The sequence below is a fragment of the Pseudotamlana haliotis genome (assembly GCF_008806375.1).
Taxonomy (GTDB): Bacteria; Bacteroidota; Bacteroidia; order Flavobacteriales; family Flavobacteriaceae; genus Pseudotamlana; species Pseudotamlana haliotis.
Genome location: NZ_WAAT01000001.1, coordinates 44896 through 60728 on the forward strand (window position 1 = coordinate 44896; position 15833 = coordinate 60728).

Here is a 15833-nt window from a genome sequence, read left to right on the forward strand (position 1 = left end):
CACTTTTAAAGAAAATTTTAAGTCGATGTAACAACCTTCTTATACAGCCGTATTCTAACATTCATATGTTCTCGACTCCGCTCGAACACCGTTGCTGAAGTTCTTTGCTTATGGTGTTCGAGCGTAGTCGAGAACCTGTATTCTATATAATAAATCTGAACATTTATTTCAAAACCGTTTGGTTACGTCAAAGAAATCGAGCACCGGTGAAATTGATGTTCCCTACGGTCTTCTTCGCAGTTGAGAAGCAGTAATTACTCGGACTTCAAGATGATTATGATATTGAAGAAGAACAGCTTAAAAAGCACGTAGAATTTAATGATATCAAACAGCACGATAGCAAAAACGTGGCTTAAGGCTCAAAATTCACAAACATGCCTAGCCCCGATTGAAATGGCATCCTTTTTTGTGTCTATTCCGAAACTACAATGAAGTACTGATTTTAGATATTAGCAGACACATAAGACCTGGTACTAAACAAAATCAGCACAAAAAAGATATAGTGTAAAGCGGGAAATAGCTTCTAATGATACATTTTATTAACCAAAAAGAAATCTGCTATCACTAAGGCTGCCATAGCTTCAACGATAGGCACGGCGCGTGGTACTACACAAGGGTCATGACGTCCTTTACCTTGCATTTCAACAGTGTTTCCTTCTTTGTCTATAGTTTCGTATTTCTGAATAAGTGTGGCAACCGGTTTGAAGGCTACACTGAAATAAATATCCATACCGTTACTTATACCTCCTTGAATGCCACCTGAAAAGTTCGTTTTTGTAGAACCATCGTTATTGAATTTATCGTTATGATCGCTTCCATACATGGTGCTTCCTTCAAAACCACTGCCGTACTCAAAACCTTTTACGGCGTTGATTGAAAGCATGGCTTTACCTAGTTCGGCATGTAATTTATCGAAAACAGGCTCTCCAAGACCAGCAGGTACATTTTTTATCACGCAGCTTACAATACCACCAACGGTATCTCCTTTTCCGCGCACTTCTTTAATATAACCTTCCATTTTGGTAGCCATATCTTGATCTGGACAACGTACAATATTAGATTCTACTTTTGTAAGGTCTAACTCGTTGTAAGGCTTGTCTAATTTCATAGCACCAACACCAGAAACATAGGCCGTAAACTCAATGCCCTTAAGCATTTGCTTGGCAATGGCTCCAGCAACCACACGACATGCGGTTTCACGTGCAGAACTGCGTCCGCCACCACGGTAATCACGTACCCCGTATTTTTTATCGTAGGTATAATCGGCGTGACTTGGACGGTAACTGTCCTTAATATGTGAATAATCGTGAGATTTTTGGTTGGTATTTTCAATAACGAAGCCAATTGAGGTTCCTGTAGTTACCCCTTCAAAAATCCCTGAATGGAATTTTACGGTATCCGGCTCTTTTCGTTGCGTTACAATGGCCGATTGCCCTGGTTTACGCCTATCTAATTCATTTTGTATTGCTTCTAAATCTAATTCGATTCCAGCAGGACAGCCGTCAATAACACCTCCTAAAGCAGGTCCGTGAGATTCACCGTAAGTTGTTAAATTAAATAGTTTTCCGAAGGAATTACCAGCCATAATAAATATTTTTTGCTAAAGTAAATCTATTCTTAGAAATACGAAAACTAAAAAACACCATACTAGGTAATTATTAGCATTTCGGCTTAACAATAGCTTAACAATATTCTCATAATTAGATAATTATGAGATAATATTCAAATCATACTAAAGTTGGTAATTTATGTAATCAAAAACTAAAGCCATTGATTATTAAACGAAAAATAGAAATTGCAGTGATTTCCGATGTTCATTTAGGCACTTATGGTTGCCATGCTAAGCACTTACTCACCTATTTAAATAGTATCGCGCCCAAAAAACTCATTCTTAATGGCGATATTATTGATATTTGGCAATTTAGCAAACGTTATTTCCCAAAAGCCCACTTAAAAGTCATAAAAAAAATCATGTCTATGGCCGCCAACGGCGTTGAAGTCGTGTATATCACGGGAAACCATGATGAAATGCTCAGGAAATTTAGCAATACCACGATTGGAAACGTTTCGATAGTCGATAAATTGGTTTTAGAGCTTGATGGTAAAAAAGCATGGTTTTTTCATGGCGATGTGTTTGATATTTCCATTCAAAATGCCAAGTGGCTCGCTAAACTTGGTGGCTATGGTTATGATTTACTTACCCTACTTAACCGCATGGTTAATTGGTATTTAGAAAAACGTGGCAAAGAGCGTTATTCTTTATCTAAAAGGGTTAAAAATGGTGTAAAAGGTGCTTTAAAATACATAAATGATTACGAAAAGGTGATTTCTGAAATTGCCATAGAAAACGGCTATGACTATGTGATTTGCGGACATGTCCATCAACCAAAAATGTCTTACATAGAAAACAAACAAGGTAAAACCACCTATTTGAATTCTGGTGACTGGGTAGAGAATTTTACGGCTTTAGAGTATCAATTTAAGCGTTGGAAAATTTACAATTTCAACAAAGACAAATTAGCTCCCTTTATTGTACATGATGATTTTGCCGAAATGGAAATGAAAGATTTAATCGCCGCCATAACTATTGTTGGTCAGGATGAAAAGCTGAAATTCTAGCTTTAAATTAATGCTTCTTTTAATATGGTTATTGGATGCTTAGCCTCACGTTGGGCGCCATCCTTAATTTGATGCCTGCAACTGGTACCATTTGCTGCGATAATAATACCTGCTGAAGCTTTTCGAACAGCTGGCAACAAAGTTTGCTCACCTACTTGCATGCTCAACTCATAATGTTCTTTCTCAAAGCCAAAACTACCCGCCATACCACAACAACCACTTGGAATAATGGTCGCTTTATAATTAAGCGGCAGGTTTAACAAAGTGAAGGTTGACATTTGATTACTTAATGCCTTTTGATAACAATGACTGTGAATTTTGATAACTTGAGTATTTGTTTGGAATTGTTTTACTGAAATATTGCCTTTTTCAAGTTCTGAATGTAGAAAATCTTCAATGATATAGGTGTTTTTGGCAATACTTTTCGCAGATTCCACATCATCGGCGAGCATTAAATATTCATCTTTAAAAGTATAAATTGCTGAAGGCTCAATGCCTAACAGAGGGGTTTCTTCTGAAATATAATCCTTAAAAGCATTCACATTATTATTTGCACATACTTTTGCTTGATCTAAAAATCCTTTTGAAATAAAAGCGCGACCAGATTCATCATGTTTTATGAATTCAACTTTGTAATTTAAAGTCTCCAACAATTCAATAGCATCAATTCCAATGGAAGATTCTAAAAAATTGGTAAACTCATCAACAAATAAATAGACTGTTTTAATATATTTTTTTGATGATGTTTCTACTTTTAAACTATCAATATGCTGATTTAAACTTTTAGCTGATAATAAAGGCATGCTTCGACCATTGGCGATACCTAAGGTCTTTTTTATTACTCCGGAAGTTATTTTATTTTCAAAAAAGAAATTGGTTAGCCCTGGAAACTTGGAAGCGAGTTGGTTTACTTTATTATTGTAAGCAAATAGTTTGGTACGTAAATCTGTGCCGTTTTCCTTTTGATATTGATATAAAAATTCGGCTTTCATTACTGAAATATCTACCGTACTCGGACACTCATTTAAACAGCCTTTACAACTCAAACATAAATCGAGGACCTCTTTTAACTCTTCATGATTAAAAGGGTTTTTACCGGTTTCGGTGTTCGTTAAAAATTCACGTAAAGCATTGGCACGTGCACGGGTGCTGTCTTTTTCATTCCTTGTGGCTCGGTAACTCGGACACATAGTACCGCCCATTTCTGGAGATTTTCTACAATCGCCACTACCATTACATTTTTCCGCTTGACGTAAAATACCCTCTGAATGTGAAAAATCTAAAAGCGTTTCAATCTCTGGTTCTTTTCGGTCAGCTTCATAGCGCAAAGCTTCATCCATAGGAAAGGCATTTACAATTTTACCTTGATTGAAAATATTCTCAGGATCAAAAACCGTTTTTATACGTTTTACAATCTCATAATTTTCTTCACCTATTATTAAAGGTATAAACTCGGCGCGCACAATGCCATCACCATGTTCTCCAGACATCGAGCCGCCATATTTTTTTACTAAATGCGCCACATCAGTAGTTATTTTTCGAAATAACTTGACATCTTCACTCACTTTTAGGTTTAAAACTGGTCGTAAATGCAGCTCCCCTGCTCCCGCATGGGCATAATAAATGGCTTTTTGGTTATAACCATCCATAATGGCTGTGAAATCATTAATATAATTGGCAAAATCAGGTAAAGTCACCGCAGTATCTTCAATACAGGCGGCAGATTTAGTATCTCCGATAATATTTCCTAATAAGCCTAAGCCTGCTTTTCTTAATTCGATGGCTTTATCGATGTCTTCGTCAAAAAGAATGACATTAGCATAACTTAAACCTTCCTTAGTCAAATCATCCATTAATCGATTGGCCGCTTCTAAAACTGCTTCTCGATTTTCAGCTTTAAGCTCACACATTAATATGGCTTCAGGGTCATCGACTATAAATTGTCTGTTTTCCTGCTGCTTCAAATTGTTTTTAGTACAATCTAATATGGTTTTATCCATCATTTCGCACATGTACAAATGGTGTTGCATACATGTGGTTACGGCTGTTAAGGAATCTTCAATGGATTTAAAATGTGCTGCCACCATAATGCGTTCACTTGGTGGTAAAACATCTAATTTTAAAGTGATTTCGGTTGTAAACGCTAGGGTGCCTTCACTTCCTGACAACAACTTACAAAAATTAAATGGCTTCTGAGCCCCTTCAAAAACTTCAGAATCGATTAACAGGTCTATGGCATAGCCTGTGTTTCTTCGGTGTATTTCTGGTTTAGGGAAGTTATCGTGAATCTGCTCTTGAACCGCTTTATCTGATAATTCATTACAAATAGACTTATAAATTGTACCTTCTAAAGTATTTAGTGCTTGTTTTTCTTTAAATTGAGTGGGAGTCAACGCTCCAAAAACAGCATCTGCTCCATCACTTAAAATAGTTTTTAACTCTAAAACTTTATCACGAGTTACACCGTATTGAATCGAGGTTGTTCCTGAGGAATTATTTCCTACCATACCACCAATCATACAGCGATTTGATGTTGAAGTATCAGGAGAAAAAAACAATCCATAAGGTTTTAAAAACAAGTTTAACTCGTCTCTAACCACACCTGGTTCCACGGTTACCGTTCGATCTCCTTCATTAACACTAATAATTTTTGTAAAGTGTTTGGACACATCAACTACAATCCCGTCACCAACACATTGTCCGGCCAAGGATGTTCCTGCCGTTCTAGGAATTAAGGTACACTTTGTTTCCTTCGCAAAAGCAATGAGTTTTTTAATGTCATTGGTGTTTTTTGGATACGCGACCGCCATTGGCAACTTCCTATACACCGAAGCATCAGTAGCATAAATGGCTTTCATTAAATCATCATAAAAGAGTTCTCCAGATAATTCCGATTTTAAGGTACTCAATGTCATATTCATATATAATAATAGTAGGCTGAAAATGTATTCTTCTCATTTATTGTGGCAATAAAATTCCTTTAGCGATTGCGGAATATACTAAATTTAAGTATATTTAAACTATTAATTAAACTTAAGAACTTATGAAAAAATTTACATTATTATTAGTTTTCACCCTTATACTAAGCGCCTCAACTGTATTTGGACAAGCACGAAAAGAGTTAAACTTTGGCTTAATTGGGGTGAATTATGAAATACCTATTCATAAAGACATCACCATTGCACCTGCTGTAGCCACTGATTTAGATTTAGATTGGATTAATCTAGGTGTAAAAGCAAATTACTATTTCGATAATCTATTTGGTATCACTGATGATGCGTGGGACGTTTATGGTGGTGCTAATGCTGGTTATGCAATCTATAATGGTCATAACGATGATTATGATAACGATCATCACGACAGCAGCTTTGATGTTGGCTTACAAGTTGGAGGCCGTTGGTTCTGGAATGAAAAATGGGGTGTGTACGCCGAAATAAGTGGCGGTAGTACCATTGGTGCTATACCTTCTATTGGAGTGACCATGAAATTATAATACAACACACAAAATAATAGTAAACTGCCTAAAATATGATTTTAGGCAGTTTTTTTTTGCCACTTGTTTTACTAACGCCTAAAATCAAGTAAACTATCAGATTGTTTTGCTTAAACTTTCCTTCGTACGATGTCCTATGATATTTGGTATATAGCCTGACATTCAAATTTTCCATATATTTAACTAAAATATTAATCAGTCATTAAACATAAAATCATGAATGCAAACAAATTTTTAATCCTAGCATTAGCTGTTATTACTTTTTCCAGCTGTAAAGAAGGCAAAACTAGCGGTACTGCACCAGAAGCAACTAGCGAAGTGGCTCCAACAGAAGCTACAGAAATAAACACCATTGATGTTTCTGGAAATTACGTTACAGATGACTATAGCCAACGTAGTGAGGGTTATGATTGGGTTGGCGTTATCGTTAACCAGCTTAATGATAATTCGATTAGTGTTAAAGTAAGATCTAGAGCTGACAAGAAAAAACCTACTTGTACTTTCGATACCAAAGCAGACAAACGTGATGATGCCACTTATGCCGCTAATGTTAGTGGTAAAATGGTACTTTTCACTTTTAAAGAAGGTCATTTAAACATCGCTACAGAAAACCCAGCTGATGAAGCTGCTTTATTTTTCTATTGTTCTGGTGGTGCAACCTTTGCGGGAGATTATTCAAAATTAAATGAAGCACTTGATGCTTCTCAAATCGATAAAACCTTATATTCAAAAGTATTAATGATACAAGATGTCGGTTTTAACATCTCTGCAGTAGATAAAAACGGTCAAACCGAATTAACAGTTAATGCTTTCGGTTTAAAAGAAAACCATGGTAACCCACAAGTTGTGACTTTTAAAGGTAATGTTGTAGATGCTCAGGTTGAAGATTTAGATACTGACGGTTCTCCAGAAGTTATTGTTTTTACAGAGTCTAATGGCCATGGTAATGTGCTTGCTTTTTCAACACTTAAAAAGAATTCGATCATTCCAATATATTTTCCAGCTGTAAGCGAAAATGCTAAAATTAATGAAGGTTATAAAGGACAAGATGAATTTACTTTAGTAGAAACTACTTTAGGACAACGCTTCCCAGTTTCAAACGGAACACGTCAAGTAAGCTACAAATTAGTAAACGGTGAGGCAGGTAAAAACTTTGAAGTGACTAACGTTACTGATTACTAATAAAAACCTCCTAATACCTATTCATAAAGAAGCGTCAATCAACTGACTCTTTTTTTATGCTTTAATTATTTATAAAATAACTACCTTTAGTACTCATAAAAACTTAATTACCATGAAACTAGGTGCTTTCTCTGTAAGTTTAAACGTAAAAGACCTCAAAACATCTCAGGCCTTTTATAAAAATCTTGGATTTTCTGTATTTGCTGGTGGTTTAGAAATGAATTACCTCATAATGAAGAACGGCAATGCCTTAATAGGCTTGTTCCAAGGTATGTTTGAGAACAATATCTTAACCTTTAACCCTGGTTGGGATGAAAACGCAAATACTATAGAAGATTTTGATGATGTAAGAACCATTCAGGAGCATTTAAAGAAGCATGACATCGCTTTAAACAGTGAAGCTGACGCTACCATAACTGGACCTGCGAGCATTGTTCTAACAGATCCTGATGGTAATACTATTTTAATTGATCAGCATGTTTAAGTCGAACTAGTAGTTGAGATACACCGCACATAAAACTCTGGATACAAAACCTGAGTTCAGTCTCAACTTGTTTTCTTTTAAATACTTCAATCTAAAAAGACTATAAAAAGTATTTTGTTCAGCAGGTAGCTAAAATGATTTGATTAAATTTACCCGAAATCAAATCTGCTCCAAATGAAAAATTTTATTGCACTTTCTTTAACAACAATATGCCTTTTAGCAAGCTGTAAAGATTCAGAAAAAACACCCCATACCCAAGAGCAAATCACTTATGAAGAGAGCAGTGAAACACCTAAAAATGAAGCATCTACTTCTAATGACGCGCATAAAATTGTTGTCACAGAAAAAATAGCAACTGGTGGATATATTTACCTTAAAGTTGTTGAAGATGAAAAAGAATACTGGATGTCTATACCTGATAGAGACATAGAAATAGGTGCTACTTACTATTACAACGGCGGCATGGTCATGAAGAACTTCGAAAGCAAAACTTTAAACCGCACTTTTGAAAATGTCATCTTTGCTGAAGGAATTCATAAGGATAAAAATGGCGTTAAAGGAAATCAAAAAAAGAAGGCTCAAACAGGGGCTCCAAGTGTAGATTCCGTTGAAAAAGCTGCTAACGGCATCCGAATAGCAGAACTTTTCGAAACCCCTCAAGCTTACGCAAACAAGGAAGTAATCATTAAAGGTGAGGTTGTCAAAGTAAACAACGGCATCATGCAAGTTAATTTTGTGCATTTACAAGACGGCTCAATAGGAAACGGTCAATATGATATAACAATTACCACTAATGATGAATTCAAAATAGGTGAAGTTGCCACAATTAAAGGAACTGTTATTTTGAATAAAGACTTTGGAGCCGGTTATCTTTATGATGTACTCGTAGAAAAAGCTGTTAAGTTGTAAGTCAAAACCCTTTAATAAAGCTTTAAATTAAGCCTACAGCACTAAAAAATTTGCTAAAGTATCTTGGTAAATCGCCTCATACTTAGGTACAATAGTATGCAAATCAAATTTTAGAGACTCCTTTCTAGCATTTTCTTTAAAGGTTTTCAAGCGCTTTTCATCTTTCAAAATATAGATAGCGTTCTTGGTCATATCGGCCACATCACCAACATCACTTAACAAACCAGATTTTCCGTGAATATTGACTTCAGGAATACCACCTGAATTACTTGAAATCACAGGCACTCCTGAAGCCATAGCTTCTAATGCGGCTAACCCAAAACTTTCGGTTTGTGATGGCAATAAGAATAAATCACTATAACATAGAATTTTATCAATCTCGTTACTTTTACCAAAAAACACGACCTTATCAGAAATTCCTAAATCACGACATTGTTGCTCGATGCTTTCCTTTTCTGGGCCTTCCCCGATAAACATGAGTCGCGCCGGCATTTCCTTCTGAATATTATAAAACACACTTATGACATCCTGTACGCGTTTTACAGGCCTTAGGTTACTTATGTGCGTAATGATTTTTTCATCAGCTTTAGCCATCATCCCACGCTGACAGTCAGGCATACCGTGAACTTTATACTTTTCTAAATCAATAAAATTAGGCACCACATGAATATCATTTTTGACATCAAACAAACGTAATGTATCGTCTTTTAAGCTTTGTGAAACTGCTGTAACGGCATCTGACTTATTAATACTAAAGGTTACTGCTGGTTTATAAAAAGGATGGCTACCAACAAGTGTAATATCAGTACCATGCAGTGTTGTTACAATAGGCATATTGATACCAGCTTCTTGAAGCATTTTCTTAGCCATATAGGCTGCATAAGCATGCGGAATAGCGTAATGTACGTGTAAAATTTCAATGTTATGAAGTTTCACCATATCTACTAACTTACTAGACAGCGCCAATTCATAAGGTTGATAGTGAAATAAAGGGTATTCAGGGACATTCACCTCGTGGTAATGCACATTATTACTTAATAAATCTAAACGCACCGGTTGATTATACGTAATAAAATGAATATCATGTCCGCGTTTAGACAACTCCAAACCTAATTCTGTAGCTACTCCACCACTTCCCCCAAATGTTGGGTAACACACTATACCTATTCTCATCTTTTCAATTCTAAGCCCCTATAACAATCATAGTGCCTAAGTTTTTTTGTATTAATCTTCGATGGCTTCGTAAATTAACTGTTGTATATCTGTTCTAATATTAGCTCTTAACAATAAATTAGAATCAGATTTCGGATACGTTCTATTCGCTAAAAATACATAAACGATTTCTTCCTCTGGGTCTGCCCAAGCATAAGTACCTGTAAATCCAGAATGACCAAAGCTACTCGCAGAAACACATCCACAAGTTGGTCCGCTACCAGATAATTGTGGTTTATCAAAACCTATTCCACGTCTATTGTCTTTACTTTCATAATAACGTTTATTAAACTTGTCAAAGGTTTCTTCTTTAAAGAACCTCTTTTTACCATAATATCCCTTTTGCAAATACATTTGCATCATTTTGGCAACATCATTAGCATTGCTGAAAATACCAGCATGACCCCCTATGCCGTTTTGCATGGCTGCACCCATATCATGCACATAACCATGCACCGTTTGGTATCGATAATAATCATCTATTTCAGTCGGCACAATTTTCTTACTACTTATGCTATGGTATGGATTATACATGGTATAATTAGCCCCAATTGGCTCATAAAAATGTGTCTTTGTTAATTGCTCAAGTGTTCTGTCGTAATAACCTTCAATATATTTCTTTAAAATATAATAAGGAAAGTCACTATATCGGTATCTCAATCTATTTAACAGTTCTGAATCACGGATAATATCGGGGATAGAATCCTGATAATCAGTACGCATAAAAAGATTTCTGGCCACCTCTACACTAAAACTATCGCTCTTAACTTTTCTATAATATTTTTCACTTGGGTGTTTGGTTTCATCTAAAGTATGATAGTAAAAAGGCTCCCATGGTTTTAGGCGTGCGTAATGAGAAAGCATACTTTTAAAAGTGACATCTTTTTTATTTGATGTTTTATAATCTGGTAAAACCTCAGAAAGTTTGGTATCTAAAGTAATTAGGCCTTCTTCTTCCAATTCCATCACTAAGGGTAAGGTGGCTAAAATTTTGGTAAGTGAGGCTACATCATAAATATCATCAAAACCCACTTGTTCTTTTCCTAAATAAGTATGTTTTCCGAAGTTTTTATTGTAAATAACCTTTCCTTTTCTAGCGACTAGAATTTGAATTCCCGGGGTCATTTTTTTTTTTACGGCATACTCGGCAACCGCATCGATTTTCTTCAATTTTTTAGAATCTACCCCAACACGTTCTGGAATGGTATAGCCTAATCTTTTAATATTTGGCGTTAAAAAACCTAGACCTACTGGGAAATAATTACCAATACTTACAGGAAGCTTTCCTTTTGAAGCTAATGCTCCAAAAATCAATTGAGCAGACTTTTGTTGTGCAATTTCACTGTTCTGATAGCTCACTACAATACTTTCAATATTGGTAATGCTTTTTAAATCAGCCAGCGCATAAGGCTTAACAAAAGCATCCAAAATAACCGTGTGTCTTTTTGCTATTTCATCAATCCAAATAGATTCTACTTCGCTAAACTGGTAAGATTTCCATGGATTATCATTTGATCTATGAAAACCTATGACGACAGTATTATAAGCCTGTAGTTTCCCTAATAAATCACCAATATTATCTGCAGTAATGGCATGTACTTTAGTGTATTTTTTGAGCTCATCAAAAAACACAGACCCCGAATCATCTCCTAATTCTACATAGGCAATAGATTTTGTTTCAAGATCTTGAAGCGGTAATTGGTTTGCATCATTCTTCACGATGGTAATGGCATTTTCCATTAACTCCTCATAAAGCATATCGTCCTCCAAACGATTGAGGTCTTTTGCTAAGTTTTTTAACTCAATAGGTTTATAATTATTTAAACCGACTTTATATTTCGCTTGAAGAATTTTCTTTACCGACAAGGCTAAACGCGCTTCAGTAATATCACCTCTATTATAAGCTTCCATAATTTTAGAAACGCCTATACCAACATTTTCAGACATGAGCATCACATCATTTCCAGCTTGAAACGCTGCTAAGTCAATATCTCCTGTTTCACTAAAGTTTGCAGCCCCTTTCATGGTTAAAGCATCGGTAAAAATTAAACCTTTAAAGTCTAAACGCTCTTTTAAAATATCGGTTACAATACGTTTTGAAAGCGAAGAAGGGTAATCTGCTCTAGGCTCTAAACTTGGTACACTTAAATGCGCCACCATAACACTAGCCAGTCCCTCCTTAATTAACTTCTTGTATGGATATAATTCTACAGAATCGATACGTTTTTCACTAAAATTAATAGTAGGTAAAGTTTTATGAGAATCTTGAGAGGTATCACCATGACCAGGAAAATGCTTAGCGCTTGCTAAGACCCCTGCACCTTGCATACCTTTCATAAAGGCTTCAGCTTTTTCGGTTACATTATCACGATCCTCACCAAAAGAGCGGTTTCCAATTATTGGATTTTTAGGGTTGGTATTAATATCAACATCAGGTGCAAAGTTAAAATGCACGCCCAAACGTTTGCAGTGTTCGCCAATATGTTTTCCTGCATGCTCAACTAATTTATTATCCTTAATGGCACCTAAAGTCATATTCCAAGGGAAAGCGTAGGTAGAATCTAAACGCATACTCAAGCCCCACTCAGCATCCATACCTATCAACATGGGTAATTTAGAAGCTGCTTGTAATTCGTTATCTAATTTTGCCTGACGGTAAGGACCTCCGGTTGAATATATAATACCTCCAATATGGTGTTTATTAATATCGTTTAGAACTTTTTTCTTACTTGCAGCACTTTGCTTAGACATGACTTGTACCATGTATAGCTGTCCTACTTTTTCAGCAAGTGTCATAGAATTATAAACGCTATCTACCCATTTTTGTTGAGCTTCAATATCTTTAGATAATAGCGGATTTGTTGTGTTTTGCGAAAAACTAAAAAGTGTAACTAAACAAAAAATACTGAATATAAACGTATGACGCATAAAAGAGATCATTATAAGGGATTAATAGTCATGAAAAACCATGCCAAAATACCACTTTTAAAAAGAAGATAAAAAGACTTTAAGATAGATTTATAAAGAAGTTTGTGAACAATTATTTGCTAGCACTAATTTCTATGGGAGCATCAAATATTGTATAACAAACGTTTTGAAGTTTGCCTTTAACTGTAAACTTACTTCACAAAACGACTGTGCCAGCTATCACTTGCAGGAACCTCCCAATTTTCTTTAAACTCGGCAACGGTAGCGACTAAGTTATTAAACACAATAGTGTTTTTAGAAACGGCTTTATCTTTGGCCATTTTTCTGAAGTCGGTTAGGGTTTTATAGGCCACGTACTCCCCTTGTTTGTAGGATACATTCATTTTATCCATGAGATCGACATTATAGTCTTTTTCTAACTGCTGAATAAAATGAACCGAACTATCTACTGAACAACCTGTAGCCTGTGCAGCGGATTGATCAAGACCTAATACAATGAAACGTTTATATTTGATAGTATAACCAGCATGTAAATCACTTCCATGAGCCGTCCAGTTCTCAATAAAAGTATTTACCTTTTCCTGAATTTCTTCAAGTTCTTGTTCTGAAAACGAACGGTTGGCTTGATAAATCCAAACTCGAGATTCTTCTGGTAATGTATTGAAATCTACTAACATCGTTAATAATATATTAGGTTTACTTTTTTTTATTCAAAATTCTTAATTTATAAGCCAAGTGTTTTGGCTATAAGTTCGGCGACGTCTAGAACTTCTACCTCGCTTTCCTTTTCTTTTGCTTTAACGCCATCGGTCATCATGGTATTGCAATATGGGCAACCTGTAGCGATAATGTTTGGTTTGGTTTCCAGAGCATCTTCAGTTCTAAGCACATTCACATCCATGTCTCCTTTTTCAGGTTCCTTGAACATTTGTGCACCACCAGCACCACAGCATAAGGCGGTACGTTTGTGTCGTTTCATTTCTACAATATTGGCTTTTGTATGCTTTAAAACGTTTCTAGGCGCGTCGTATTCACTATTGGCCCGACCTAAATAACAAGGATCATGAAACGTTATTTTCTTTCCATTGTACAAATCACCTTCTACTTTTAATCGTCCGGAAGCAATAAGATCATCAATAAACTGCGTATGATGCACCACCTCATATTGTCCGCCCAATTCTGGATATTCATTTTTTAAACAATTAAATGAATGTGGATCGCAGGTTACTATTTTTTTTACTTCGTAAGCGTTTAAAATCTCAATATTGGTTACGGCTTGCATTTGAAATAAAAATTCATTCCCGGCACGTTTGGCAATATCTCCCGTACAACTTTCTTCGGTTCCTAATACGGCAAAATCTACGTTGGCTTTGTTGAGTATTTTAACAAAGGCCTTGGTTATTTTTTTAGCTCTATCATCAAAACTACCCGCAGAACCCACCCAGAATAATATTTCTGGTTGTTTTCCTTGAGCCATGTATTCTTCCATGGTTGGAACTTTGAGTAATTCGCTCATCTTGTTGATTTTAAAAGTTTTACACCTACAATTTATAATATTTGGTAGGATTATGATTTTATGTTGTGACCAGCGTTAGGGATTGCAGCGGCATCCTTTTTTGCCATGAAAAGCAAAAAAGATATAGCGTAAAGCCCGACCTCCCGATAGCTATCGGGATTGGTAACGCCCAAATACTTATTTTATTCCTTGACCCAGTTTAATCGGTCCATTTGATTGTATGGCCAAGGGGCACCATTGTTCTCAATATTGGTCATCATGGTATTGAGTTCTGTTGGTGCTGCCGATTGCTCCATCACCAAATAGCGGCGCATTTCTAAAATAATAGACAGCGGGTCAATGCTCACTGGGCACTCTTCAACACAAGCATTACAAGTGGTACACGCCCAAAGCTCTTCATTTGTAATGTAATCGCCTAGTAATTGTTTGCCATCGTCTTTAAATTCACCATTATTGGCATCGATGTTTTTACCTACTTCCTCTAAACGGTCTCTGGTATCCATCATGATTTTACGAGGAGAGAGCTTTTTCCCAGTTAGATTTGCAGGACAAGCTGATGTACATCTACCACATTCGGTACAGGTGTAAGCGCTTAGTAATTGTACCCAGTTAAGATCTTGTACGTCACTGGCTCCAAATTTAGCAGGCACATCCTCATCTTCTCCTTCTGAAGGAGCAGCAAAAGGGTCGGCATTTGGATCCATCATCATTTTCACCTCTTTAGTGACTGCTTCAAGGTTATTAACTTGACCTTTAGGTTTTATTTTCCCATAATAGGTATTTGGGAATGCTAATAAAATATGCAGGTGTTTTGAAAAATATAGATAATTTAAAAACACTAAGATGCCTAAAATATGTAACCACCAGGCTCCTCTTTCAATTATATGTAAGGTACTTTCTGGAAGTCCGCTAAACAAAGGCGCTATAAATTGACTGATGACATTGCCTGAATTCATGGCTTGAAAATGCACATCGGTAGCGTTCATGACTAAAAACAAAGTCATAAGTACCATTTCAAAATACAGAATGAAGTTTCCGTCGTTTTTTGGCCAACTGGTCATTTCACTTTTCCAGAAACGTTTAATTTTTATAATATTTCGTCGTATCCAAAAGATGGTTACTGAAACAAAAACCAGAACGGCTAAGACTTCAAAAACTCCTATAAGGACTCCATAAAGCGGTCCTATTGAAGAAAATATACGATGCGTACCAAAAAGGCCATCGATTATAATTTCTAGAACTTCAATATTTATAATGATAAACCCTAAATAAACGATAACGTGAAGAAAACCTGAAACGGGACGTCTCACCATTTTACTTTGCCCAAGGGCGATGCGCGCCATGTTTTTAAAACGTTCTGATTTGTTATCACTTACATCTACATCTTGGCCTAATTTAATATTTCGAACAAGTTTTTTTACATTTTTTGTAAAATACCCGAAGCCTAAAATAAGTGCAATAGCGAATATGATATTTGGCAAATACTCCAT

General features: G+C 35.9%; 12 protein-coding genes. 5 read left to right on the forward strand and 7 right to left on the reverse strand.

Going from position 1 to position 15833, the window contains the following annotated elements; genetic code table 11:
- Positions 1-523: 523 nt before the first annotated feature.
- Positions 524-1585: a chorismate synthase gene (gene aroC / locus F6U93_RS00195; protein WP_150935664.1), complete on the reverse strand. Its 1062-nt coding sequence runs from the start codon at positions 1583-1585 to the stop codon at positions 524-526.
- Between the two features lie 188 nt (positions 1586-1773).
- Between aroC and F6U93_RS00200 the strand changes: the two genes are divergently transcribed.
- Positions 1774-2619, forward strand: coding sequence for a UDP-2,3-diacylglucosamine diphosphatase (locus F6U93_RS00200; RefSeq protein ID WP_150935769.1), 846 nt, complete (start codon positions 1774-1776; stop codon positions 2617-2619).
- A gap of 2 nt (positions 2620-2621) precedes the next feature.
- Here the strand turns inward: F6U93_RS00200 and F6U93_RS00205 are convergent, their stop codons facing one another.
- A complete protein-coding gene (locus tag F6U93_RS00205; RefSeq protein WP_150935666.1) occupies positions 2622-5540 on the reverse strand; it encodes an FAD-binding and (Fe-S)-binding domain-containing protein in 2919 nt (972 codons plus the stop codon).
- 122 nt (positions 5541-5662) lie between these two features.
- Between F6U93_RS00205 and F6U93_RS00210 the strand changes: the two genes are divergently transcribed.
- The 4 genes from F6U93_RS00210 (at position 5663) to F6U93_RS00225 (ending at position 8687) form a co-directional block, all read left to right on the forward strand.
- Complete coding sequence (locus F6U93_RS00210; RefSeq protein WP_150935668.1) at positions 5663-6112, forward strand: outer membrane beta-barrel protein; 450 nt, start codon at positions 5663-5665, stop codon at positions 6110-6112.
- Between the two features lie 216 nt (positions 6113-6328).
- A complete protein-coding gene (locus F6U93_RS00215) occupies positions 6329-7294 on the forward strand; it encodes a hypothetical protein (protein WP_150935670.1) in 966 nt (321 codons plus the stop codon).
- 112 nt (positions 7295-7406) lie between these two features.
- Positions 7407-7778, forward strand: a complete 372-nt coding sequence (locus F6U93_RS00220; protein WP_150935672.1) for a VOC family protein — start codon at positions 7407-7409, stop codon at positions 7776-7778.
- 174 nt (positions 7779-7952) lie between these two features.
- Positions 7953-8687 (forward strand): DNA-binding protein, encoded by a 735-nt coding sequence (locus F6U93_RS00225; protein ID WP_150935674.1) that lies wholly within the window; start codon positions 7953-7955, stop codon positions 8685-8687.
- A 33-nt stretch (positions 8688-8720) separates the two neighbouring features.
- Here F6U93_RS00225 and bshA read toward each other — a convergent pair whose 3' ends face one another.
- From bshA to F6U93_RS00250, 5 genes are all read right to left on the reverse strand, one after another.
- Positions 8721-9860, reverse strand: coding sequence for an N-acetyl-alpha-D-glucosaminyl L-malate synthase BshA (bshA, locus tag F6U93_RS00230; protein WP_150935676.1), 1140 nt, complete (start codon positions 9858-9860; stop codon positions 8721-8723).
- 51 nt (positions 9861-9911) lie between these two features.
- Entirely contained in the window at positions 9912-12827 is a 2916-nt protein-coding gene (locus tag F6U93_RS00235) for a glycoside hydrolase family 3 N-terminal domain-containing protein (protein ID WP_150935677.1), read from the reverse strand.
- Positions 12828-13018: 191 nt separating this feature from the next.
- On the reverse strand, positions 13019-13504 hold the full coding sequence (locus F6U93_RS00240) for an ABC transporter ATPase (protein WP_150935679.1): 486 nt from the start codon (positions 13502-13504) through the stop codon (positions 13019-13021).
- 47 nt (positions 13505-13551) lie between these two features.
- Positions 13552-14343: a (Fe-S)-binding protein gene (locus F6U93_RS00245; protein WP_150935681.1), complete on the reverse strand. Its 792-nt coding sequence runs from the start codon at positions 14341-14343 to the stop codon at positions 13552-13554.
- 182 nt (positions 14344-14525) lie between these two features.
- The gene (locus tag F6U93_RS00250) at positions 14526-15833 is read right to left on the reverse strand and encodes a (Fe-S)-binding protein (RefSeq protein WP_150935684.1); all 1308 of its coding nucleotides are present in this window, start codon (positions 15831-15833) and stop codon (positions 14526-14528) included.

Excerpts from the sequence above, each read along its gene's own strand:
- bshA (WP_150935676.1), bottom strand. The coding sequence starts at position 9,860 with ATGAGAATAGGTATAGTGTGTTACCCAACATTTGGGGGAAGTGGTGGA.
- F6U93_RS00205 (WP_150935666.1), bottom strand. The coding sequence starts at position 5,540 with ATGAATATGACATTGAGTACCTTAAAATCGGAATTATCTGGAGAACTC.
- F6U93_RS00240 (WP_150935679.1), bottom strand. The coding sequence starts at position 13,504 with ATGTTAGTAGATTTCAATACATTACCAGAAGAATCTCGAGTTTGGATT.
- F6U93_RS00235 (WP_150935677.1), bottom strand. The coding sequence starts at position 12,827 with ATGCGTCATACGTTTATATTCAGTATTTTTTGTTTAGTTACACTTTTT.
- aroC (WP_150935664.1), bottom strand. The coding sequence starts at position 1,585 with ATGGCTGGTAATTCCTTCGGAAAACTATTTAATTTAACAACTTACGGT.
- F6U93_RS00210 (WP_150935668.1), top strand. The coding sequence starts at position 5,663 with ATGAAAAAATTTACATTATTATTAGTTTTCACCCTTATACTAAGCGCC.
- F6U93_RS00250 (WP_150935684.1), bottom strand. The coding sequence starts at position 15,833 with ATGGAGTATTTGCCAAATATCATATTCGCTATTGCACTTATTTTAGGC.
- F6U93_RS00215 (WP_150935670.1), top strand. The coding sequence starts at position 6,329 with ATGAATGCAAACAAATTTTTAATCCTAGCATTAGCTGTTATTACTTTT.
- F6U93_RS00245 (WP_150935681.1), bottom strand. The coding sequence starts at position 14,343 with ATGAGCGAATTACTCAAAGTTCCAACCATGGAAGAATACATGGCTCAA.
- F6U93_RS00220 (WP_150935672.1), top strand. The coding sequence starts at position 7,407 with ATGAAACTAGGTGCTTTCTCTGTAAGTTTAAACGTAAAAGACCTCAAA.
- F6U93_RS00225 (WP_150935674.1), top strand. The coding sequence starts at position 7,953 with ATGAAAAATTTTATTGCACTTTCTTTAACAACAATATGCCTTTTAGCA.